The sequence below is a fragment of the Streptomyces sp. NPDC051636 genome (assembly GCF_044453765.1).
Taxonomy (GTDB): Bacteria; Actinomycetota; Actinomycetes; order Streptomycetales; family Streptomycetaceae; genus Streptomyces.
This window is the reverse complement of record NZ_JBITDA010000004.1, coordinates 176,395-197,900: the sequence shown is the minus strand read 5'-3', so window position 1 is coordinate 197,900 and position 21,506 is coordinate 176,395. Positions and strand designations below refer to the sequence as shown.

The 21,506-nt window shown below is 72.4% G+C and carries 18 protein-coding genes, 1 tRNA gene and 3 pseudogenes; 15 read left to right on the top strand and 7 right to left on the bottom strand.

Annotated features, from left to right (window positions below; genetic code table 11):
• Nucleotides 1-8 precede the first annotated feature (8 nt).
• On the top strand, nucleotides 9-536 hold the full coding sequence (locus ACIBBH_RS10515; RefSeq protein WP_399403846.1) for an isochorismatase family protein: 528 nt from the start codon (nucleotides 9-11) through the stop codon (nucleotides 534-536).
• A gap of 58 nt (nucleotides 537-594) precedes the next feature.
• On the opposite strand, the gene fdhD is transcribed toward ACIBBH_RS10515, so the two are convergent.
• Together fdhD and ACIBBH_RS10505 are read right to left on the bottom strand one after the other, a co-directional pair.
• Nucleotides 595-1,455: a formate dehydrogenase accessory sulfurtransferase FdhD gene (gene fdhD, locus ACIBBH_RS10510; protein WP_399403845.1), complete on the bottom strand. Its 861-nt coding sequence runs from the start codon at nucleotides 1,453-1,455 to the stop codon at nucleotides 595-597.
• Between the two features lie 7 nt (nucleotides 1,456-1,462).
• Nucleotides 1,463-1,605, bottom strand: a pseudogene (locus tag ACIBBH_RS10505) (Fe-S-binding domain-containing protein); the annotation flags it as partial.
• A 379-nt stretch (nucleotides 1,606-1,984) separates the two neighbouring features.
• Here ACIBBH_RS10505 and ACIBBH_RS10500 point away from each other — a divergent pair.
• From ACIBBH_RS10500 to ACIBBH_RS10485, 4 genes are all read left to right on the top strand, one after another.
• On the top strand, nucleotides 1,985-2,932 hold the full coding sequence (locus tag ACIBBH_RS10500) for a beta-ketoacyl-ACP synthase III (protein ID WP_399403844.1): 948 nt from the start codon (nucleotides 1,985-1,987) through the stop codon (nucleotides 2,930-2,932).
• A gap of 145 nt (nucleotides 2,933-3,077) precedes the next feature.
• On the top strand, nucleotides 3,078-3,755 hold the full coding sequence (locus ACIBBH_RS10495; RefSeq protein WP_399403843.1) for a GntR family transcriptional regulator: 678 nt from the start codon (nucleotides 3,078-3,080) through the stop codon (nucleotides 3,753-3,755).
• 294 nt (nucleotides 3,756-4,049) lie between these two features.
• The gene (locus tag ACIBBH_RS10490; protein WP_399403842.1) at nucleotides 4,050-4,427 is read left to right on the top strand and encodes a hypothetical protein; all 378 of its coding nucleotides are present in this window, start codon (nucleotides 4,050-4,052) and stop codon (nucleotides 4,425-4,427) included.
• Nucleotides 4,428-4,615: 188 nt separating this feature from the next.
• Nucleotides 4,616-4,700: transfer RNA gene (locus ACIBBH_RS10485), tRNA-Leu, on the top strand.
• An 81-nt stretch (nucleotides 4,701-4,781) separates the two neighbouring features.
• Here ACIBBH_RS10485 and ACIBBH_RS10480 read toward each other — a convergent pair.
• On the bottom strand, nucleotides 4,782-6,038 hold the full coding sequence (locus ACIBBH_RS10480; protein ID WP_399403841.1) for an MFS transporter: 1,257 nt from the start codon (nucleotides 6,036-6,038) through the stop codon (nucleotides 4,782-4,784).
• Nucleotides 6,039-6,328: 290 nt separating this feature from the next.
• Nucleotides 6,329-6,850: a hypothetical protein gene (locus tag ACIBBH_RS10475; RefSeq protein WP_399403840.1), complete on the bottom strand. Its 522-nt coding sequence runs from the start codon at nucleotides 6,848-6,850 to the stop codon at nucleotides 6,329-6,331.
• A 155-nt stretch (nucleotides 6,851-7,005) separates the two neighbouring features.
• Between ACIBBH_RS10475 and ACIBBH_RS10470 the strand changes: the two genes are divergently transcribed.
• Nucleotides 7,006-9,150: an elongation factor G gene (locus ACIBBH_RS10470; RefSeq protein ID WP_399403839.1), complete on the top strand. Its 2,145-nt coding sequence runs from the start codon at nucleotides 7,006-7,008 to the stop codon at nucleotides 9,148-9,150.
• A gap of 62 nt (nucleotides 9,151-9,212) precedes the next feature.
• Here the strand turns inward: ACIBBH_RS10470 and ACIBBH_RS10465 are convergent, their stop codons facing one another.
• Nucleotides 9,213-11,009, bottom strand: coding sequence for a coagulation factor 5/8 type domain-containing protein (locus ACIBBH_RS10465; RefSeq protein WP_399403838.1), 1,797 nt, complete (start codon nucleotides 11,007-11,009; stop codon nucleotides 9,213-9,215).
• A gap of 212 nt (nucleotides 11,010-11,221) precedes the next feature.
• Here ACIBBH_RS10465 and ACIBBH_RS10460 point away from each other — a divergent pair.
• From ACIBBH_RS10460 to ACIBBH_RS10450, 3 genes and pseudogenes are all read left to right on the top strand, one after another.
• Nucleotides 11,222-12,394, top strand: a pseudogene (locus tag ACIBBH_RS10460) (ABC transporter substrate-binding protein); the annotation flags it as partial.
• Between the two features lie 151 nt (nucleotides 12,395-12,545).
• Entirely contained in the window at nucleotides 12,546-13,142 is a 597-nt protein-coding gene (locus ACIBBH_RS10455) for a hypothetical protein (protein ID WP_399404033.1), read from the top strand.
• A gap of 40 nt (nucleotides 13,143-13,182) precedes the next feature.
• Nucleotides 13,183-13,923 carry a YcnI family protein gene (locus ACIBBH_RS10450; protein ID WP_399403837.1) on the top strand — a complete coding sequence of 247 codons (741 nt, stop codon included), beginning with the start codon at nucleotides 13,183-13,185 and terminating at the stop codon, nucleotides 13,921-13,923.
• Nucleotides 13,924-14,005: 82 nt separating this feature from the next.
• Here ACIBBH_RS10450 and ACIBBH_RS10445 read toward each other — a convergent pair whose 3' ends face one another.
• Nucleotides 14,006-14,767 (bottom strand): CDP-alcohol phosphatidyltransferase family protein, encoded by a 762-nt coding sequence (locus tag ACIBBH_RS10445; RefSeq protein ID WP_399403836.1) that lies wholly within the window; start codon nucleotides 14,765-14,767, stop codon nucleotides 14,006-14,008.
• Between the two features lie 121 nt (nucleotides 14,768-14,888).
• Between ACIBBH_RS10445 and ACIBBH_RS10440 the strand changes: the two genes are divergently transcribed.
• The 5 genes and pseudogenes from ACIBBH_RS10440 to ACIBBH_RS10420 all read left to right on the top strand — a co-directional run.
• On the top strand, nucleotides 14,889-15,869 hold the full coding sequence (locus ACIBBH_RS10440) for a zinc-binding alcohol dehydrogenase (protein ID WP_399403835.1): 981 nt from the start codon (nucleotides 14,889-14,891) through the stop codon (nucleotides 15,867-15,869).
• Nucleotides 15,870-16,033: 164 nt separating this feature from the next.
• Nucleotides 16,034-16,432 carry a 6-pyruvoyl trahydropterin synthase family protein gene (locus tag ACIBBH_RS10435; RefSeq protein ID WP_399403834.1) on the top strand — a complete coding sequence of 133 codons (399 nt, stop codon included), beginning with the start codon at nucleotides 16,034-16,036 and terminating at the stop codon, nucleotides 16,430-16,432.
• Entirely contained in the window at nucleotides 16,429-17,628 is a 1,200-nt protein-coding gene (locus ACIBBH_RS10430; protein WP_399403833.1) for a glycosyltransferase family 4 protein, read from the top strand. Before ACIBBH_RS10435 ends, ACIBBH_RS10430 begins: the two co-directional genes overlap by 4 nt.
• Complete coding sequence (locus ACIBBH_RS10425; RefSeq protein ID WP_399403832.1) at nucleotides 17,625-18,680, top strand: class I SAM-dependent methyltransferase; 1,056 nt, start codon at nucleotides 17,625-17,627, stop codon at nucleotides 18,678-18,680. Before ACIBBH_RS10430 ends, ACIBBH_RS10425 begins: the two co-directional genes overlap by 4 nt.
• Before the next feature lie 101 nt (nucleotides 18,681-18,781).
• Nucleotides 18,782-19,870: pseudogene (locus tag ACIBBH_RS10420) on the top strand (lysylphosphatidylglycerol synthase transmembrane domain-containing protein); the annotation flags it as partial.
• 56 nt (nucleotides 19,871-19,926) lie between these two features.
• Here ACIBBH_RS10420 and ACIBBH_RS10415 read toward each other — a convergent pair.
• The gene (locus tag ACIBBH_RS10415; protein ID WP_399403831.1) at nucleotides 19,927-20,715 is read right to left on the bottom strand and encodes a creatininase family protein; all 789 of its coding nucleotides are present in this window, start codon (nucleotides 20,713-20,715) and stop codon (nucleotides 19,927-19,929) included.
• 39 nt (nucleotides 20,716-20,754) lie between these two features.
• On the opposite strand from ACIBBH_RS10415, the gene ribA reads away from it, so the two are divergent.
• Nucleotides 20,755-21,414 carry a GTP cyclohydrolase II gene (gene ribA, locus ACIBBH_RS10410; RefSeq protein WP_399403830.1) on the top strand — a complete coding sequence of 220 codons (660 nt, stop codon included), beginning with the start codon at nucleotides 20,755-20,757 and terminating at the stop codon, nucleotides 21,412-21,414.
• Nucleotides 21,415-21,506: the final 92 nt, after the last annotated feature.

Sequence of the window (21,506 nt, the reverse complement as noted above, 5' to 3'; positions counted from 1 at the left end):
GTTCCGTCATGACCGCACCCGACGCCCTCGATCCGGCGCGCACCGCCCTCGTCCTCGTCGACCTGATGGACCGCATCGTCGCGCTGCCTCTGGAGCCCCACAAGGGAACCGAAGTCCTCATCGCCGCCGAGCACTTGACGGCCGCCTTCCGCTCGGCCGGCGCAACCGTCGCGCTCGTCCGTGTCGAGCGCCCCGGCGTCACCGAACAGCCGCCCGGCAGCGGACTGGCGGCCGGCCTGCTCCAGGACGGCGACCTGGAGATCGTGAAGCGGACGATCGGTGCCTTCCACGGCACGGACCTCGATGCCCGGCTGCGCCGGCGCGGCGTCACCACCCTGGTGTTCGGCGGCGTCGCCACCAACCTCGGTGTCGAGTCGACCGCCCGCGCCGCCGCCGACCTCGGCTACGACCTCGTCTTCGTCGAGGACGCCATGGCCGCCTTCACCGCCGCCGAGCACGAGGCCTCGGTCACGCTGGACTTTCCGCGGCTGGGGACGGTGGTACGCACGGAGCAGGTGCGGTTCGCGGCCGGCTGAGTCGCCGCCGGGCCGGGCTCCTGTCGACGATGACGGGATACCGACTGCCGGCCGTCGGCTATCCGCCTGCCGACTGCCGGGCGGTCGCGGCCCGCAGAGCTATGCGGTCCTCGCCCGCGTACACGTTCATGGAACTGCCGCGCAGGAATCCCACCAGGGTCAGCCCGGTCTCGGTGGCCAGGTCCACCGCCAGCGAGGACGGCGCCGAGACCGCCGCCAGCACCGGGATGCCGGCCATCACGGCCTTCTGCGCCAGCTCGAAGGATGCCCGGCCGGAAACCAGCAGGATGGTGCGGGGCAGCGGCAGGTCCCCGTTCTGCAGCGCCCGGCCGACCAGCTTGTCGACCGCGTTGTGCCGGCCCACGTCCTCCCGGACGTCCAGCAACTCCCCGTCCTCGGAGAACAGGGCCGCCGCGTGCAGCCCACCGGTGCGGTCGAACACCCGCTGGGCGGCCCGCAGCCGGTCGGGGAGGCTCGCGAGGAGCTCGGGTGCGACGCGGAGCGGGGGAGTGTCGGCGATGGGCCAGCGGGCCGTCGTACGGACCGCGTCCAGGCTCGCCTTGCCGCACAGCCCGCACGAGGAACTGGTGTAGACGTTCCGCTCCAGGGTGAAGTCGGGGAGCACGACGCCCGGTGCGGTCCTGACGTCCACCACGTTGTAGGTGTTGGAACCGTCGACCGCCGCACCCGCGCAGTAGACGATATTCAGCAGATCGCCTGCGGCGGCCAGCACTCCCTCGCTCACCAGGAACCCCGCGGCCAGCGCGAAGTCGTCGCCCGGCGTGCGCATCGTGATCGCGAGCGGTTTGCCGTTGAGCCTGATCTCCAGGGGCTCCTCGGCCACGAGCGTGTCCGGACGGGCAGAGACCGCCCCGTCGCGGATGCGGATCACCTTGCGTCGTTCCGTGACTCGTCCCATGTCCTGATCAGCCCCGGTTCTGTACGTGCTGGTAGCCGAAACGGCCCTTGATGCAGAGGTTGCCGTAGGCAACCGGGTTGTCGTGCGGCGAGGTGACCTCACGATCTCATTGTCCTGCACGCGCAGCGTGCGGGTGCAGGCCACCCGGCAGTGCCGGATTGCTGACGACGAATTGTCTACAGCATGGAGTGCACCTGACGAACGGTCGTGGGCCGGCCGTTCGCCGCATTCGGTATACCGTTCACCGATGCGGTCGCCCCGCACCGTTCACGGCTCCCTGCCCCGGCCTACCGCCCGGGCTCATCGCCTTCGCGTGGCTGTGGGTGGCCGCGCCGCTGGGTACGCGCTCTGCGAGCCCGGTACAGAAGGCGACGCAATTGTTCACCGGGTGAATGCTCCGGCGTCCGAGGGTCTGACGGAAGCCGACAACACGGGCGCCCGATTGCTGTCGCTTCACCTGCCGCCGTACCCGTGAGTCACTGCGCAGACTGGTGCATCCCGCTATCCACGGCAACGAGGGGGATCCCAGTTGAACGGCTCGCGCATCACCGCCATCGGCCACCACCAGCCCGCCAGGGTGCTGACCAACGAGGACCTGGCGGGCATGGTCGACACCAGTGACGAGTGGATCCGCAGTCGCGTGGGCATCCGCACCCGGCACATCGCCGGCCCCGACGAGCCGGTCGACGAACTGGCCGCGCACGCCGCCGCCAAGGCCCTCGCGGCGGCGGGCCTCGCCCCCGGCGACATCGACCTCGTCCTGGTCGCCACCTCCACGGCGATCGACCGCTCCCCGAACACCGCGGCCCGGGTCGCGGCCCGGCTCGGCATCACGGAGCCCGCCGCGATGGACGTCAACGTGGTGTGCGCCGGATTCACCCACGCACTGGCCACCGCCGACCACACGGTCCGCGCCGGCGCGGCGAGCCGCGCCCTGGTGATCGGCGCCGACAAGATGTCCGAGGTGACCGACTGGGCCGACCGCAGCACCTGCGTCCTGGTCGGGGACGGGGCCGGGGCCGTCATCGTCGAGGCGTGCGCGCCGGGGGAGGAGCCCGGGATCGGGCCGGTGCTGTGGGGGTCGGTGCCGGAGATGGGGCACGCGGTGCGGATCGAGGGCACGCCGCCGCGGTTCGCGCAGGAGGGGCAGAGCGTCTACCGCTGGGCCACCACGCGACTGCCGGCCATCGCCCGCCGCGCGTGCGAGCGGGCCGGGATCGCTCCCGAGGAACTCGCCGGTGTCGTCCTTCACCAGGCCAACCTGCGCATCATCGAACCCCTGGCCGAGAAGATCGGCGCCGTCAACGCCGTGGTCGCCCGCGATGTCACCGAATCGGGCAACACCTCCGCCGCCAGCATTCCGCTCGCCCTGTCCAAGCTGGTCGAGCGCGGCGCGCTCTTCAGCGGCGACCCGGTCCTGCTGTTCGGCTTCGGCGGCAACCTCTCGTATGCCGGGCAGGTCGTACGGTGCCCGTGAGATCACCAGTCACGCGCCCGGGCTCACCGTCTACGGCGACTGTGGATCGTAGACTGTAGACGAATGACATCGGTACCGGGCGCCTATTGCATACACGCAACGCATACCGTCCACGGCGGACGGCGTGCCGAGAAGGGGGACCGCGATGCTGTCGACCGGACTGCCGCAGGGAGCAGTGCCCAAGCTCGAACGGCCCGGCCCGCTGCGCGACCGTGTCTACGAGGCGCTGCTCGAACTCATCACCACCCGTGCGCTGCAGCCCGGCCAGCACCTCGTCGAAAGTGAGCTCGCCGGGCATCTCGGGGTCTCCCGGCAGCCGGTGCGCGAGGCGCTGCAGCGGCTGAACACCGAGGGCTGGGTCGATCTGCGGCCCGCCCAGGGCGCCTTCGTGCACGAGCCGACCGAGGAGGAGGCCGACCAGCTCCTGACGGTCCGTACGCTTCTGGAGGCCGAGGCGGCCCGCCTCGCCGCCGCGAACGCGGACGACGAGGCCATCACGGCCTTCGACGAGCTGCTGCTCCGGGGAAGGTCAGCCGTCGCGAACCGGGACATGGCCGGGGCCGTGGCCCTGAACAGCGTCTTCCACGCCAGGATCATGGAGTTGTCGGGCAACGCGGTGCTCGCCGAGCTGGGCCGGCAGGTCGAGCGCCGGGTGCGCTGGCTCTACACGCCGGTGGTCCGCTCGCGCGGCGAGCAGTCCTGGAAGGAGCACGAGGAACTGGTCGAGGCCATCGCCCGCCGTGACGAGGAGCGCGCCACCCGGGTGATGCGCGAGCACACCGAGCACACCCGGCGGTCGTACCACGAGCGCGACAAGTCCTGACGGCCGGCCGTCAGGACCTCATGCCCGCGCCACGTCCCGGACCCCCGGCCCGGCCGCGCACCAGCGGGCCTCCACCGCCGGCTCGCCACCAACACGGCGAGCCTCGCGACGAGTTCGACGGCCGCCGACAGCCGGACGCCGAGCAGCCCGGCGGTGAGGGCGTCCGGTGCGGCGATCGCGCGATGCCGCACCGGACGCAGACGCATCGCCCTCCGGAACGCCACGTCGCCGGCGAGGAACAGTGCGACCCCGCCCGCGAGCGTCGGCGTCAGGAACGCGCCGCCGAAGGGGCCGGTGCGGGGGCAGTTCGCCTATGGCGACGCCGATGGAGATGACCGGCTCACCGAACGCGACGATCAGCAGCAGTCCGCGCCGCTCCACGAGGTGCGCCGGGTCCGGGCAGCCGAGCCGGATCCGCAGGGTCGCGGCCGTACGCTCGTCCCGGTGGCCGGGGCCGTGTTCGGCCAGAAGGGGATCACGAACTGCAGCAGCGGCGCCAGCACCCAGGCCGTCCGCCGCGATGCCGCGGGCCAGGCCGGCGGCGGTGACCGACAGGGCGGCCGGCGCGGGGGTGCCTTCGTCGGCCTCGAGGCCCTGGTCCGCGCGTTCACCCAGGGGCCGCGCGGGGAGCGCCTGCCCGGGAACGTCCCGGACTGCCGGCTCCTGCCGTGACGGGCGGCGCCGTAGGTTACCGGAGGTGAAGCGGTGTTCACTCGGTGTACAAGGGCGGGATCGGGGGTTGGCCCGGCCCCCGCGGTCCCGCCCACACGACGGATACGCAGGTGAAACGCACTCCGAAACCTTGGTATTGTTGTCCATGTCGCCGCCGGGGAGACCCCCGGCAAGGCGGCAGACACCTGGTCCGGGTGGCGGAATGGCAGACGCGCTAGCTTGAGGTGCTAGTGCCCTTTATCGGGCGTGGGGGTTCAAGTCCCCCCTCGGACACTTTCACAAGGGTGCCGACCGGTTGCCGGTCGGCACCCTTCGCGTTGTCCGTCCCACTTCGTTGCCGGCACCTCCGGCCTCTCAGCCCGAGACCTCGCGGATCTCGGCCGGGGACTCGTCGAGGAACGGCTGACCCCGGCGGGCCAGGCCCAGCAGCGCCCACAGGGAGAAGGCCAGCGGGACCGCGCCGGAGAGGATCACCTGGCCGCGGCTGGAGACGAGGCTGTTGGGGGTGCCCAGGACGAAGCCCAGGCCGATGCAGATCCGCGACAGGGCCTGGTAGCAGGCCCAGGCGCTGCCGTGCACCTCGGCCGGCACCTGGCTGTGTACGGCATTCCGTAGACCGACATTGCATACACCATTGCCGAACCCGCCCAGCAGGAACAACGGGAAGATCACCGCGGCCACCGGCAGCAGCCCGGCGGACAGCAGCGCGACGGAGATGCCCAGCACCCCGCCCAGGATGAGCGCCGTGTGCCGCGCAGACCAGTCCGCACGGCCGGCCAGGAGCGCGCCGGGGACGCTGCCGAGTGCCCAGGTCGCCAGGAAGAACCCGAAGAGGGTGTCGTTGCCGTCGGCCACGTCCCTCAGATAGAAGACGCCGGCCACCGTCTCGACGCTGGTGGCCAGCATCGCCGCCGCGAGAGTGGGCAGCAGCAGGCCCACCACCGGGGCGTCGCGCAGGGCGCGGTAGCCGTCCGAGAGTTTCGCGGCGGGCCGGCGTCCGATCACCACGTCCGTACGGCGCGGGACGGCCAGCGCCGTGCACCAGGCCAGCACGAGGAACGACACGGCGTCGGCGCCGAGCAGGAACGCGGTGCCCGACACGGAGTGCAGGAAACCCGCCAGCGGCGGGCCGATCAGCCTGGCCGCCGACAGCCCGGCGGTGAGAAGGCTGTTGGCCCGTCCCGTGTGCTTCTCACCCGCGACCACGGGCAGCATCTTGAAGCCGGCGGTCACCGATGCCACACCGGCCAGTCCCGACAGGGCGATCAGCGCCACCCGCAGGTGGAAGCCGTCCACGGCGGCGGCGACACCAAGGGACAGCGACTGAACCGCCAGTGCCCACAGGCACATCGACCGGGCGCCGAGCCGGTCCACCAGTGCCCCGACGAGGGGGGCGGCAAGGACGGTGGGGATCAGCTCGGCGAGGAAGACCTCCGTGACCCCCCAGCGGATGCCGTGGTCCGCCGCGCTCAGCACCATGCCGAGGGAGGCGAGGGAGTCACCCACCTGGGAGAAGAGCGTTCCAGCGATCAGTACCAGGGTGGGCGCCGGAATCATCGGGCCGCGGCGCAGCGTGGCGAACCTCGTCTTCCTCGTTTTGCGCGTGTCCAATCGAGTCCAATCCATCCGCTTGCCGTGATCACTTCAAGGCTGCCCTGTGCGACAGATTAGGTCTGTTCGCGGAGCGGGACGACGTCGACCGGCCACTCCCGCGCACCGCCTCAAGGGCGGCGACGGCGCCTGGGCCGGGGCGCGGGGATCCCGGCTTCTCGGCCATGTCCGGTACGCGGCGGAGATCGGCACCCGGCGTTCGCCGACCCGGGAACACCGGGCATCGACGGCCGCCCCGGTCACCGCTCTCCGGAGCGTCGTGGCCTAACTGCCGTGTGCCGGGCGTGCGATCACCGCCGTGGTGACCGGGCGACCGGTTTTCCGGTCATCGCCCGCCGGTGTTCTGCGAGCGACGTACGACCATCGCTTTTCGGACAGGCGCGGGTGCGGGGGAGTCCTTCCCGTGCCGCCACCTTCATCCGGTGCGCCCGGTGTGACAACGCGCCGCCGCCGCCCTGAAGTTGCCGGATGCCTGTCGGATGAATGTCCTGAAAATGTCGGGCCGGTGGAAGGAATTCCCGGAAGAGTACGGAGAAACGGTGTGGAAGGGGAATCTCCTGGATTTCTCCCGCCTGTTCGGGAGCTTCGGCGATAACCGGTGCCGAAAAAATCCCGTGCTCCGGACCGGTCGCCTTCCCTACACTCACGATGCGTCGCGCGCCGCCACCGCTGGACGGCGTGCCGTTCGTGACGAGTCGACGAGTGAGGGGAGCCGGGCCGTGCGTGATCACGCCGCCGTCGTCGTTCCCCGTTCCCGGTACGAGGTGATCCTCGTGTCCTCGTCCGCCCGGTGCCCGCAGCGCGGCCGGCACCGGAACTCCGTGGCACACGGCTGACGTTTCCGTTTCCGCACACCCCATCCGTCGCCTCGGCGGCCACCGACGACCTCCTAGTGGCGGTCGGAAGGTTTTCGCCTGCCCGGGAATCGCGCTGCCCCATTCCGTAGCCATGCGAAAGGCATCGGGCCATGCGCACCGCACCCCGTCCTCACTCCGTCACCCCGTCGACCGCCGTCCGCAACCTCGGCATCCTGGCGCACGTCGACGCCGGCAAGACCACCGTCACCGAACGGATCCTGTATGCGACCGGCACCACGCACCGGCGCGGCGAGGTCCACGACGGCACGACCGTCACCGACTTCGACCCCCAGGAGCGCGACCGGGGCATCACCATCTTCGCCGCCGCGGTGAGCTGCGCCTGGGACGGCCACCGGATCAACCTGATCGACACGCCGGGCCACGTCGACTTCGCGGACGAGGTCGAGCGTTCGCTGCGCGTCCTCGACGGCGCGGTCGCGGTGTTCGACGCCGTGGCGGGGGTCGAGCCGCAGAGCGAGTCGGTGTGGCGGCAGGCGGACCGGCACGGCGTACCGCGGATCGCCTTCGTCAACAAGCTGGACCGGGCGGGCGCCGACCTCGACACGGCCGTCGCGTCGATCCGGGACCGTCTGCACCCGGCCCCGCTCGTCGTGCAACTGCCGATCGGCACGGAGGACGCCTTCACCGGGGTCGTCGACCTGGTGCGCATGCGGGCGCTGGTCTGGGCCGACGGCGGCGACACGGTCGAGGAGGGGCCGGTGCCGGAGACGCTGCGGGAGGAGGCGTGGCGGCGGCGCCGGGCGCTGGAGGAGGCAGTGGCCGAACTGCATCCGGCGGCGATGGAGGAATTCTGTATGCAGCCGACCGTCGGCCTGTCGACGATCGACGCATCGGTCGGATCCACGATGGTGCCGACTGTATGCACGCCCCCGTCGACCGTATCCACGCGCACCCTCCTCACCGCCCTCCGCGACCTGACCCGCACCGGCGACGGCCTGGTCGTGCTCTGCGGCTCGGCCTACCGCAACCGCGGGATCGAACCGCTCCTGGACGCGGTCGTGGCGTACCTGCCGTCCCCGCTGGACGTCTCCGCCGTACGCGGGACGTACGACGGTGCCGAGGAGCTCCGCCCCGCCGACCCGCAGGCCCCGCTCGCCGCGCTGGCGTTCAAGGTGAACGCGACCGCCACCGGACGGCTGACGTACGTCCGTGTCTATTCGGGCACGATCGAGAAGGGAGACACCGTGTGGGACCCGGGCACGCGTCGCACTGAGCGGGTCGCGCGGATCCTGCGGGTGACGGCCGACCGGCACGCCCAGCTGGACCGGGCGGTCGCCGGGGACATCGTCGCGGTGGTCGGTCTGAAGTCCGCCCGCGCCGGTACCACCCTGTGCGATCCGGCCGCTCCGCTCGTCCTGGAGCCGCCCGTGGTCGCCGACCCGGTGGTGTCCGTGGCGGTCGAGGCCCGCCGGAGCTGCGACACCGGCCGTCTGGCGTCGGCGCTGGCGCGGCTGGCCGAGGAGGACCCGTCGCTGGTGGTGCGTACGGACCCCGAGACCGGTCAGAGGGTGCTGTCGGGCATGGGTGAACTCCACCTGGAGGTCGCGGTGGAGAAGATCCGCCGCGACGGCGGGCCGGAGGTCACCGTCGGCCGTCCGAGGGTGACGTACCGGGAGACCGTCGTCGGCGGGGTGTCCGGGCTGGTCTTCCGGCACGTCAAACAGGACGGCGGGGCAGGCCAGTTCGCCCATGTCGTGCTCGATGTCGAGCCGCTCGCGGCCGAACCCGGGGCCACCGGTGTCGAGTTCCGGTCGGCCGTGGTCGGCGGCCGGGTGCCGCAGGAGTACGTGCGTGCGGTGGAGGCCGGCTGCCGGGAGGCCCTGGTCGAGGGGCCGCTCGGCGGTCATCCGGTGACCGGGCTGCGGGTGACGCTGACCGACGGGTCGACGCATGTGAAGGACTCCTCGGAGACGGCGTTCCGCACGGCCGGCCGGCTGGGGCTGCGCGAGGCCCTGCGGGCGTGCGCGATGGCCCTGCTGGAACCGGTCGCCGAGGTCACGGTCACCGTGCCCGAGGCGGCCGTCGGCGGTGTGCTCGGCGACCTGGCGGCGCGGCGCGGCCGGGTCACGGGCTCCGAGACGCGCGGCGGCGCGGCGGTTCTCACCGCCACCGTGCCGCTGGCCGAACTGTTCGGCTACGCGACCCGGTTGCGCAGCCGGACGCAGGGCCGGGGCACCTTCACCGCCCGGCCCTCCGGTTACGCCCCCGCCCCGGCGGCGGCCCCGGCGCGGTAGCCGCGACGCCCTCGCGCGGATCGTGCCACGCCTGCGCACAGGCGTGGCACGATCCGGGGCCGTCAGGGGTACGACACCACCGTGGAGGGTGTCGTCGACGTGCCGGACGTCGGCGACCCGGTGTCGTTGATCACGTGCTCGTACTGGCCGCTGCCGCCGAGCGAGACCACGAGCAGGTTGTGGAAGCGCACGCCAGGCCGGTTGGGCGCGGCGAAGCCGCTGTGCTGCACGATGGCCGGGTCGACGTTGTAGTAGCAGTAGCTGCCCAGGCCCCAGCCCTCGTGGGCGGTGACGGCGTCGCCGACCTTGTAGGCGGCGTAGCCCTTCACCGGGCCGTTCTGGACCGCGGCCTGGTTCGGGGCGTCGTACGCCTTCTCGTTCTGGAAGAAGACCGTGCGGCCCCGCTGCCCGTACCACTGCACGTCGTATTTGTTGAAGTGCTCGACGAACAGGCCGGTGCACAGGACGTCGTCGCCGTTCACGACCACGCCGTAGTCGGCGCGGTTGGTCTCCCAGCCGACGCCGGTGCCGTGGTCGGCGCGCCACACCCAGGTGTGGTCGACGATGGTGTGCCGGCTGTTGATCACCATGCTGGTGGTGGCCCGGCCCGCGCCGGCGCCGCCGATGCGGACGAAGACGTCCTGCACGGTGGTCGGGTTGGCGAAGTGGTCCCGCGCCGCGCCGGGCGGACCGATCTCCAGCAGCGTCGGGGAGTTGACCGGGCCCGCGTCGACGAGGAAGCCCGCGAGGCGTACGCCGTCGACGTCGGCGACCTTCAGGGCGGTGACGCCGTTGTCCGGGACGATCGTCGCGTAACCCAGGCCCAGCACCACGGTGTTGGCGCGGTTCACCCGGACCGGCTGGTCCACGTGGTAGATGCCCGGGGTCAGCAGGAGGTGAAGTCCCTGCGAGAGCGCCTGGTTGAGGGTGGCCGCCGTGACGCCGGGCCTGGCCACGTAGAACCGCGACAGGGGCAGGGACGTGCCGCGGGGTGTGCCGTTACCCCAGGTGACGCCGCGGGCGTTCGTCCGCTTCGCCGGCAGGAACACGTGGAACTCGCCGCCGTTGAGGTGGAGGAAGGGTTTCTCGCGGGAGACGGGGGTGGTGTCGAGTGTGGTGTACGGCGGGTTCGGGAAGCTCTGCGCGGGGGCGCCCTCCACGCCGGAGAACACCATGTTCCACACGCCGTTGAGCCAGCTGCCGATCACGCTGTCCCGCGTGTACCACTGCTGCTGCGAGTACGGGCCGACCTGGCCGTCGATGCGGCTGTCGGCGATGTAGCCGCCGCTGGCCCAACCGTAGCCCGAGGGAGCGAGGTTGAGGCCGCCGCGTACGTGCATCCGGCGGAACGGGGCCGCCTGGGCGACGGCCCAGCGGTTGGTGCCGTTCGCGGGAACGAGGGCGAGGTTCTCCGCCGAACGCCAGAAATTCTGCGTGGCGTTGCCGTTGAACCAGCCGGCGTCGACCGTGACGTCGCCGTTGATCGTGGTGTGGTCGGGGGAGAGGCCGAGGCCGGCGATGGAGGTGTAGAAGCCGAGCTGGGCGTTGAGGCCGTGGTACGTACCCGGCTTGAACAGCAGCGCGTAGCGGCCGGTGCCGAACTGGGCCGACTCCTGCTGCCGGAACACGTCGTCCAGCCTGGCCTGGATGTCCGGCGTCGACGGATCGAACACGAGGACGTTCGGGCCGAGGTCGCCGCCGCCGGGCAGGGCGCGGGGGCGCCTTCCCGACGGGGCGGCGGAGGCGGGCGATGACGACAGCCCGGCCAGGGCGGGGGCCGCCGCGGCGACGCCGAGCACCGTCCTGCGGCTCGGGGCGGGCCTTCTCGGCGCGGGGGAATCCGGGGAGACAGCGGGCATGGGGCGGCTCTCCTTGTTCAGGAAGTGAACGGTGGGGAGGATGGGAGCGCTCTCCTGCCGGGGAATGCTTCAGGTGCCCGAACGCATGCGTCAAGAGGCGTGCCGGAGTTCGACGAGTGGTGTCCAAAGTCTTGACGTGTTCATCGCGCGAGGTTAACTCACGACCTAAATTAAGTCGTGAGTGCATTAGCTTGAAGGGATATCAGCCAGCCATGCGCAGCATCCGAGCCGCGGCCGTAGGCGCCGTCACCCTGTCTCTCGCCCTCGCCGTCTCAGCCTGCGGAGGCGGTTCGTCGACCGGCGGCGGGTCCGGCGACTCACCGAAGACGCTCACGTACTGGGCCTCCAACCAGGGCGCGAGCATCGCCGTCGACAAGAAGGTCCTCCAGCCCGAGCTCGACAAGTTCGAGAAGCAGACGGGCATCAAGGTGAAGCTGGAGGTCGTGCCCTGGTCGGACCTGCTGAACCGGATCCTCACGGTGGTCACCTCCGGCCAGGGCCCCGACGTCCTCAACATCGGCAACACCTGGAGCGCCTCCCTACAGGCCACCGGTGCGCTGCTGCCCTGGGACGCAAAGAACTTCGCCAAGATCGGCGGCAGGGACGGCTTCGTCGGCTCGGCGCTCGGCTCGACGGGTGCCGAGGGCAAGGACCCGGCCGCCGTACCGCTGTACTCGATGGCCTACGCGCTCTACTACAACAAGGAGATCTTCGCCGACGCCGGCATCACCGAGCCCCCGGCCACCTGGGACGAACTGGCCGCCGGCAGGAAGATATCCGGGAAGGGCAAGTCGCCCCTCGGCGCCGAGGGTTCGAACGTGTCGGAGAACATCCACCACGTCTTCGTCTTCGCCAAGCAGCACGGCGCCGACTTCTTCACCGCCGACGGCAAGCCCGACTTCACCAGTGACGGCGTGGTCGCCGCGGTGAAGCAGTACGTGGACCTGATGGCCAAGGACAAGGTCATCCCGACCGGCGACGCCGAATACGCGCAGAACCAGTCCGTGAGCGACTTCGCCAAGGGCAGGCAGGCGATGCTGCTGTGGCAGTCCGCGGCCGCCAACCTCAAGTCGCAGGGCATGAGCGAGGACGAGTACGGCATCGCCCCCGTGCCCGTGCAGTCCGGCACCCCCGGCACCGGCACCCGGACCAACTCGATGGTCGCGGGCATCAACCTGGCCGTCTTCAAGAACAGCCACAACCTCGACGGCGCCACGGAGTTCGTGAAGTTCCTGACCAGCGACGCGGAACAGAAGATCCTCAACACGGCGTACAGCACTGTCCCGCCCGTGAAGTCCGCCCAGGCCGCCCCCGCGTTCAACTCCCCGTCGAACGCCGTCCTGAAGGACACCCTCGCCGAGAGCGCCGCCGCGCTGCCGCAGGTCGTACTGCTGAGGGCCGTCCACCGGGCCAGGGTTGTCGGCTGCCCCGCGACGACCTGGTCCGGCTGATCGACGCGACGGGCATCGAGTAGAGGATTACTGAACAGGGCATCGCCGGCACACGTATCCCCGCTGCGTGGCAGGATCCCTCACCATGACCCCGTCCCCGGCCGTACGCACCCTGCGTGCCGCGGTGTTCGCCGCGGTGTGCGTGCTGCTGGCTGCCGCCGGGCACGGGCTGGCCATGGGCGACATGCCGCCGGTGCGGGCCGACGCCGCCGCGTTCCTCGGCGTGTTCACGCTCGGCTGGCTGCTCGGCGGGCGGGAGCGGGCCCTGCCCGGGATCGGCGCGGCCATGCTCGCCACCCAGGCGGGCCTGCACGTCGCCTTCGACGCGGCCCACCGCGCGATGCCTGAGTCCGGGACAGCCCTGGCCGCCATGCACGGCCACGCCATGGCCGACACGACCCGCCCGCACGCGGTGACCGCGCACGCCACGGCCGCCCATGTCCTCGCCGCCCTGGTCGCCTCCTGGTGGCTCAGGCGCGGCGAGGCCGCCCTGTTCTCCCTGCTGCGCCGGGCGGTCGCGCTGGTGCCCGGCCTCGCGGCCTGGTGGCGGGACGGCCCTCTGCCCGCACCCCTTGACGGCCCCCTGCGCGCCCCGGCCGACCCGGAAACGCCCCGCCTGCTCCCGCTGCGGCACGCGGTGAGCCGGCGCGGACCCCCGGCCCGGATCCCGTACCCGATCTGACCCCCATACACCTTCAGTACGTACGGAGATCCACTCACCCATGCCCACAAGCCTGTCCAGGAGCGCGCGCCGCTCCGGTCTCGTCACCGCCCTCGCCGCAGCCGGTGTCCTCACCGCCGCGGGCGCCGCCTCCGCACACGTCACCGTTCACCCCGAGAGCTACGCCACGGGGGCCACCGACGGCGTGCTCACCTTCCGCGTGCCCAACGAGGAGGACAGCGCCGCCACCACCAAGGTGCAGGTGTTCCTGCCCACCGACCACCCCGTCCTCGGTGTCCTCGTCTCCCCGCGGGACGGCTGGAGCGCCAAGGTGACCACCACCAAGCTCAAGACGCCGGTCAAGACCGACGACGGCACCATCACCGAGGCCGTCTCCGAGGTCACCTTCACCGGCGGCAAGATCACCGCCGGTCACTACGAGGACTTCGACATCGCCTTCGGTCAACTGCCCGACGACACGGACCAGCTGACCTTCAAGACCCTCCAGACGTACTCCGACGGCAGGACGGCCCGCTGGATCGAGCAGCCCCAGAAGGGCGCGGACGAGCCGGAGAACCCGGCGCCCGTGCTCAAGCTCACCGCCAAGGGTGCCGAGGAAGGCGACAGCACCGCCGAGACGACCGCGGCCACGAGCACGGAGAGCTCCGGCAGCACCAAGCCGGCCGCGTCCGGCAGCGACTCCACGGCGCGCGGCCTGGGCATCGCGGGTCTGGTCGTCGGTGTGCTGGGCCTCGCGGCGGCGGCCTTCGCCCTCGTACGCGGCCGGTCCGCACGCTCGTAGCACCGCAAGGAGACACCGCACAGGCGAAGGGCCCCCGACCAGTCGATGGTCCGGGGCCCTTCCGCCCGCATGCCGGGCAGGTTCACCGCAGCGCGGGCTCCAGCAGTTCCTCGACGGGCAGCACCGGGCTGGTCCTGGACGTCCGGTACAGCCACCGCACGTCCCGCCCGAACGACCACAGCAGTGAGCCCAACGCCAGCAGTGCGACAGCCAGGTTGGCCGTGTGCGGCAGCAGTTCGGCGCCGGCCAGCAGCAGGCAGATGCCCTGCAGCGCGGCGACCGTCTTGCGGGCGAAGGACGGCGGCAGGGGCGCGTTCAGCCAGGGCAGGACGCGGGCGGCGGCGACGAACGCATACCGCATACTGCCGATCAGCAGCACCCACGGGCCGAGTTGCGTGGCCACGTACACGCTCAGCACCAGGATCAGGAACGCGTCGACCTCCATGTCGAAGCGGGCACCCAGCGCCGTCGACGTGCCCGTGCGGCGGGCGACCTTGCCGTCGACGCCGTCCAGGATCAGGGCGACGGCGGTCAGGCCGACCAGCAGGGTGACCGGCGGGGAGCTCTCGAAGGAGTCGGCGACCAGTGCGGTCACCCCGCCGACCAGGGTGGCCCGGCCGAGGGTGACGCGGTTGGCGGGGCCGAAGGAGCTCAGCCGGGAGCGGTGCAGTGCCCGGGAGAGCACCGCCCAGGTGGCGATCGCGAACACCAGGCCCGTCAGCCAGCCGGCCGGCCCCATGCCGATCGCCGAGCCCAGCAGGGCCAGCAGCAGGATCTGAACGCCCGCTCCCACAGCGGTCTCCTGCTGGACCAGCCTCGCGTCGTACGTGTTGTTCAGGGCCACCGCACATCCTCCGGCCGAGTGACAGAGTCGATCAACGCCGCGTACTGTGCGCGGCCTGTGCACATCTCCCTGTGCACACCTCGGTACGTGAACAACTTCCCGATCGTTCAGGAGGACGCGGATGAACCACTCGGCCCGCGCGTTTTGGCTTCGCTCACCGGGGTACGGCGAGATCCGCGACGTGACCCTCGCGGAGCCGTCCGAGGGAGAGGTGCTGGTACGGGCGCTGTACTCCGCAGTGAGCCGGGGCACCGAGACGCTCGTCTTCCGCGGCGGTGTCCCCGAGAGCCAGTACGGCGCGATGCGGGCGCCGTTCCAGGAGGGCGACTTCCCCGGGCCGGTGAAGTACGGCTACCTCAGCGTCGGCGTCGTCGAGGAGGGACCCCGGGCGCTGGTCGGCCGTACGGTCTTCTGCCTGTATCCGCACCAGACCCGGTACGTCGTCCCGGCGAGCGCCGTGACCGTGGTGCCCGAGCACGTGCCCGCCGAACGGGCCGTGCTCGCCGGGACCGTGGAGACGGCCGTGAACGCCCTGTGGGACGCGGCCCCCCTGGTCGGTGACCGGATCGCCGTGGTCGGCGGCGGCATGGTCGGCTGCTCGGTCGCCGCCCTGCTGGCCCGCTTCCCCGGCGTCCGGCTGCAACTCGTCGACGCCGACCCCACGCGCGCGAAGACCGCAGAGGCCCTGGGCGTGGGCTTCGCCTCGCCCGAGGACGCCCACGGCGACTGCGACCTGGTCGTCCATGCCAGCGCCACCGAAGCGGGCCTGACCCGGTCGCTGGAACTCCTCGCCGCCGAAGGCACCGTCGTCGAACTGAGCTGGTACGGCGACCGGCGCATCGCCCTCCCGCTCGGCGAGGCCTTCCACTCCCGGCGGCTGACCGTGCGCAGCAGCCAGGTCGGCACCGTCTCCCCGGCCCGCCCCGGCCGCACTTACGCCGACCGGCTCGCCCTCGCCCTCGACCTGCTCGCCGACCCCGCCCTGGACGCGCTCATCACCGGCGAGTCCGCCTTCGACGAACTCCCCGACGTACTGCCCGAACTCGCCTCCGGACGGATCCCGGCGCTGTGCCACCGGGTGCGGTACGCCGGCAACGCCTGACGGACCCGTTCAATCCCGGACGACCGGGCGGCAGGCAAGAGCGCCTGACCTGAGAAAAGAGTGAGGAACGACTGAACACGGGGAAGCGAAGAGCCGTACTACACGGCATCCCCCGGCAGGGAACCGTGGGGGAGCCAGACGCGCCGCACCTGGAGGGTCGTCCGTTGTTCAGCATCACCGTCCGCGATCACATCATGATCGCCCACAGCTTCCGCGGCGAGGTGTTCGGGCCCGCCCAGCGGCTGCACGGCGCCACCTTCCTGGTGGACGCCACGTTCCGGCGCGAGCAGCTGGACGACGACAACATCGTCGTCGACATCGGACTGGCCACCCAGGAACTCGGGGCCGTGGTGAGCGAGCTGAACTACCGCAACCTCGACAACGAGCCCGACTTCGCCGGCATCAACACCTCCACCGAGTTCCTCGCCAGGGTCATCGCCGACCGGCTCGCCGAACGCGTCCACAAGGGCGCCCTCGGCGAGGGCGCCAGGGGACTCGCGGGCATCACGGTCACCCTGCACGAGTCGCACGTCGCCTGGGCGAGTTACGAGCGTGCCCTGTGACCGACACGACCATCGAGCGGGCGCCCGTCGACGGCCCGTCGTCTCTCGCCTACGTGCCCGTCCAGCGCGAGGCCCTGAACCAGGTCGGGATCATCCCCATGTCCCTGCGCACCGTGCACTTCGTCCTGCCGGGCGGCGTCGACGACCCGGCCACCCCCAGCGGCGGCAACGCCTACGACCGGCGCGTCTGCCTGGACCTGCCCGGCTTCGGCTGGCAGGTCACCAAGCACCCCGTGGACGGCGGCTGGCCCCGCCCGGGCGCCGCCGCCCGCGAGGCGCTCGCCCGCACCCTGCGGGAACTGCCCGACGGCGCGGTGGTCCTGCTGGACGGGCTGGTCGCCTGCGGCGTCCCCGAGATCGTCGTCCCCGAGGCCGAGCGGCTGCGCCTGGCCGTCCTCGTCCACCTGCCGCTCGGTGACGAGACCGGCCTCGAGCCGTCCGTCGCCGCCGACCTGGACGCCCGCGAACGGGCGGTGCTGCGCGCGGTGCCCGCGGTGATCGCCACCAGCGACTGGGCGGTGCGCCGCCTCGTCTCCCACCACGGCCTCGCCCCCGACCGGGTGCACGTCGCCGCCCCCGGCGCGGACATCGCCCCCCTCGCCCCCGGCACCGACGGCGTCTCCCGCCTGCTGTGCGTGGCCGCGGTGACCCCCCGCAAGGGCCAGCACCGGCTGGTGGAAGCCCTGGCGGCGGTACGGGACCTGCCGTGGACCTGCGAGTGCGTGGGCGGCCTGAACCAGGACCCCGAGTACGTCGCCCATCTGCGGGACCTGATCCAGCAGCACGGTCTGACCGGCCGGCTGCACCTGGCGGGCCCGCGCTCCGGCGCCGACCTCGACGCCAGCTACGCCGCCGCCGACCTGATGGTCCTCACCTCCTACGCCGAGACCTACGGCATGGCGGTCACCGAGGCCCTCGCGCGCGGCATCCCGGTGCTGGCCACCGATGTCGGCGGGCTGCCCGAGGCGGTCGGCCGCGCCCCCGACGGCGGCGTGCCCGGCATCCTCGTCCCGCCGGAGGACCCCGCCGCCCTCGCCGCCGAACTGCGCGGCTGGTTCGGCGAGGCCGACGTCCGCCGCCGCCTGAAGGCCGCCGCGCGCAGCCGCCGCGCCGCCCTCGACGGATGGGCGGCCACCGCCCGCAGCCTGGCCGGAGTCCTGCTGCGGCTCCCCGACGAACCCCGGAGGGCGGCATGAGCCGTACGACCACGACGACCAACGGGTTTCCCGCGCAGCCCGGCCCCAGTGCCGTGCCGGACGCGGCAGCGAAGGCGGCGACGACCATGACACACCCCGCACCGCAAGGCGCCTCCGCGGCCGGCGAGCCCGGTCCCTCCGGCGCGATCGCCGGGGCCGGCCCCGTCGTCCGGCCGGGCGAGCGGGCCACCGTACGGCTGAGGGACGCCGGGACGGACGAAGCGCCCCGCTACGCGCCCGAGTGGCTGCAGTTGCGGGAAGGGGCCGACGGGGCCGCCCGGGCGCTCGACCTGCTCGACCCGCTGCGGATCCGGCTGGCCGACCTGCCGGGCCGGGCCGGCGGTCTGGTCGTGCACGACCTGGGCTGCGGCACCGGCTCGATGGGCCGCTGGCTCGCGCCGCGCCTGGACGGCGCCCAGCACTGGATCCTGCACGACCGCGACCCCTACCTGCTGCACTTCGCCGCCGCCGCCTCGCCGCATGCCGCCGCCGACGGCAGCCGGGTCACCGTGGAGACCCGGCGCGCCGACGTCGCCCGGCTCACCCCGGACGCCCTGGCCGGCGCCTCCCTGGTGACCGCCTCCGCGCTGCTCGACGTCCTCACCCGCGAGGAGGTCGAGGCGCTCGCCGACGCCTGCGCGGGCGCCGGGTGCCCGGCGCTGCTCACCCTGTCCGTCGTCGGACGCGTCGAACTCGCCCCCGCCGACCCGCTGGACGCCGAGATCGCGGAGGCGTTCAACGCCCACCAGCGGCGCACCGGCATGCTCGGCCCCGACGCGGTCACCGTCGCCTGCGAGGTCTTCGGCGAACGCGGCGCGACCGTACGGGTCACCCCGAGCCCCTGGCGGCTCGGCCCGGACGACGCCGAGCTGACTGCCCAGTGGCTGCGCGGCTGGGTCGGCGCCGCCGTCGAACAGCGCCCCGGCCTGCGCGAGCGCGCCGACCGCTACCTCGAAGGCCGCCTGGCCGCCTGCGCCTCCGGCGACCTGCGGGTCACCGTCCACCACAGCGACCTGCTGGCGCTGCCCCGGCCGACGGGCGGCTCCTCGTGAGCGCCGGGACCCGGCACACGGGGGGCGCCGGGACCGTGCGCCCGGCGAGCGCCAGGACGACCCGCGTGGCCGGCGCCCGCAGCACGCGGCCGGGCGCCGTCATGACCGTGCGCCCCGGCGCTGCCAGGACCGCGCAGGCGCCCGGTGCCACGAAGCCGCGTAACGCCCGTGCGGCCACGCACGCGCGCGTGAAGCCCACGACGACCGCACGCGCACGCGTGCGCAGGACCACGGGCACGCCCGCGGGTACACCGGAGGCGGTGGCGATGCGCGTGCAGGTGCCGGCCTCCGCGGCCACCCCCCTCACCACCCCCCGCTCCCTCCTCGCCAGCCTCAACACCCCCGCCGTGCGCACGCACTTCGGCACGGTCGCCGGAGTGGTCATCCTCGCCCTGCTGCTGTGGCGGCTGGGTACGGGCGTGTTCCTGGACGGGCTGCGGCGCATCGACGCGGCGACGCTGCTCGCGGCGCTGGGGATCGGCGTCGTCACCACCGTGTTCAGCGCCTGGCGGTGGCAACTGGTGGCCCGCGGCCTCGGGATCCGGCTGCCGCTGGGGGCAGCCGTGGCCGACTACTACCGGGCGCTGTTCCTGAACGCGGCCCTGCCCGGCGGCGTCCTCGGCGACGTGCACCGGGCGGTGCGGCACGGGCGGAGCGCCGGTGACATGGGGCGCGGCGTACGGGCGGTCGTACTGGAGCGGGTCGCGGGGCAGGTCGCGCTGGCCGTGGCCGGCGGAGCGGTGCTGCTGACGCTGCCCTCGCCGGTCCGGGACGAGGCCCGCAGCTTCGCGCCGCCGGCGGCGCTCGCCGCGGCGGGCGCGCTTGCCGTCGCCCTCGCCGTCCGCATGAACCGCTCCCGCCGAGGCGCCCTGCGCACCGGCCTCGGTCAGGCCCGCCAGGCGCTGCTGTCGCGCCGCGACGGGCCCGGCATCGCCCTGTCCTCCGCCGTCGTCCTGGCCGGACACCTGGCCATGTTCGTCGTCGCGGCCCGCGTCGCCGGCTCCGGCGCCTCCGTACCGGTGCTGCTCCCGCTCGCGGTGCTCGCCCTGCTCGCCATGGGCCTGCCGCTGAACGTCGGCGGCTTCGGCCCCCGGGAAGGCGCCACCGCCTGGGCCTTCGGCGCCGCCGGGCTGGGCGCGAGCAGCGGACTGGCCGTCGCCGTGGTGTACGGCGTGCTCAGCTTCGTGGCCGCCCTGCCCGGCGCGCTCGTCCTCGTCGCCCGCTGGTACACCGGACTCCGCGGAAGCTACCCGCGCGCGCTCGCGGAATCCCCGTCCCGCGAGGTGAGCAACTCCACGTACGCGCCGAAGGATTCGACGAGGCTCGCCAGCAGTTCCTTCCCCTTTTCCGCCGATCCCAGGGAAGGACGGCCGATGACGCCCGATTCGGTATAGGTGGACATTCCCACGGTGAGCAGATGACGGCGGTCGTCAGCGGTGAAATCGGCGGACTCGTAACCAGGACGGACGTATTCGGGATGAGCGTGCAGCAGAATGGAGGTCTCGATTTCTCCGGCGTGCATGTCGGTGAGCAGCGAGGTGAGCACCCCGGCCCGCTCCCGCGCCGTCTCCCAGTCCTCCGCGGCCGGGAACAGCGCCATCCGCTCCCCGCGCGCGGAAGCCTCCTGAACGACGTTGCCCAGCACGTAGTTTCCCCCGTGCCCGTTAACCACGACGAGCGCCTCGACGCCCGAGCGGCGCAGCGACGCCGCGATGTCCCGCACCACCGCATGGAGGGTCACCGAGGAGATACTGACGGTCCCCGGCCAGGCCGCGTGCTCGTGCGAGCAGGAGATGGTCACCGGGGGCAGGAGGTGCACCGGGTACGCCGCGGCGATCTCCCGGGCGATGGCACAGGCGACCAGTGTGTCCGTCGCCAGCGGAAGAAAGGGGCCGTGCTGCTCGAAACTGCCGACGGGAAGGACGGCGACCTGTGCTGAGACGTCCGCCGCCCGCGCCCGTACTTCTTCCGTGGTGTCCGCCGGCACCAGGCCCCATGTACCGAACGTCGCCCCACCCGCGCCCGAACCACTCATTTCTTCACGGCCTTTCGTCTCTGTTTTAGGAATCAGATCATGACAGAAAAAATCGGCGTACTCGGCAAGAAGTCCCCGCAGCGCACGGGTGTGGAACGCGTCGTGAATGCGCCACTGCCCACGGTGTACGGGAATTTCCAGGCGGTCGGCTACCTGGACCACGACCGCGGCGACGAGCAAGTGGCCCTGGTCTACGGCGACATCGGCTCCGACGACGTGCTCACCCGGCTGCACTCGGAGTGCCTGACCGGCGACGCGTTCGGCTCCCAGCACTGCGAGTGCGGCGACCAGCTGGCCTCGGCGCTGCGCGCGGTCGTCGCCGAAGGCAGCGGCATCGTCGTCTACTTGAGAGGGCACGAGGGCCGCGGCATCGGCCTGCTCGCCAAGCTGCGCGCGATGGCCCTGCAGGCGGAGGGCCTGGACACCGTGGAGGCGAACCTCGCCCTCGGGCTGCCCGTCGACGCCCGCGACTACGGCGTCGCCGCCGGGATACTGCAGGACCTCGGTGTGAACTCGGTACGCCTGATGTCCAACAACCCGCGCAAGCGGGAGGCGTTGCTCCGCCACGGCATCCAGGTCGCCGAGCAGGTGCCGCTGCTGATTCCGCCGTGCGAGAACAACATCACCTATCTGCGGACCAAGCGGGAGCGGCTGGACCACCACCTGCCCCATCTGGACGCCGTCGCGCACCTGTCCTGAACACGGGCCCGAAAGACCCGGACAGGAAGAGGCAACGACCGAGGCCGTCCTCTTCCTCTCCGGGACCGGGCGCCGCACCGCCGGTACTCTCG

What these genes read in the sequence shown, in the direction of transcription:
- ACIBBH_RS10440 (WP_399403835.1), top strand. Translation starts at nt 14,889, where the DNA reads ATGAACCACTCGGCCCGCGCGTTTTGGCTTCGCTCACCGGGGTACGGC.
- ACIBBH_RS10495 (WP_399403843.1), top strand. Translation starts at nt 3,078, where the DNA reads ATGCTGTCGACCGGACTGCCGCAGGGAGCAGTGCCCAAGCTCGAACGG.
- ACIBBH_RS10515 (WP_399403846.1), top strand. Translation starts at nt 9, where the DNA reads ATGACCGCACCCGACGCCCTCGATCCGGCGCGCACCGCCCTCGTCCTC.
- ACIBBH_RS10425 (WP_399403832.1), top strand. Translation starts at nt 17,625, where the DNA reads ATGAGCCGTACGACCACGACGACCAACGGGTTTCCCGCGCAGCCCGGC.
- ribA (WP_399403830.1), top strand. Translation starts at nt 20,755, where the DNA reads ATGACAGAAAAAATCGGCGTACTCGGCAAGAAGTCCCCGCAGCGCACG.
- ACIBBH_RS10455 (WP_399404033.1), top strand. Translation starts at nt 12,546, where the DNA reads ATGACCCCGTCCCCGGCCGTACGCACCCTGCGTGCCGCGGTGTTCGCC.
- ACIBBH_RS10450 (WP_399403837.1), top strand. Translation starts at nt 13,183, where the DNA reads ATGCCCACAAGCCTGTCCAGGAGCGCGCGCCGCTCCGGTCTCGTCACC.
- fdhD (WP_399403845.1), bottom strand. Translation starts at nt 1,455, where the DNA reads ATGGGACGAGTCACGGAACGACGCAAGGTGATCCGCATCCGCGACGGG.
- ACIBBH_RS10470 (WP_399403839.1), top strand. Translation starts at nt 7,006, where the DNA reads ATGCGCACCGCACCCCGTCCTCACTCCGTCACCCCGTCGACCGCCGTC.
- ACIBBH_RS10415 (WP_399403831.1), bottom strand. Translation starts at nt 20,715, where the DNA reads ATGAGTGGTTCGGGCGCGGGTGGGGCGACGTTCGGTACATGGGGCCTG.
- ACIBBH_RS10465 (WP_399403838.1), bottom strand. Translation starts at nt 11,009, where the DNA reads ATGCCCGCTGTCTCCCCGGATTCCCCCGCGCCGAGAAGGCCCGCCCCG.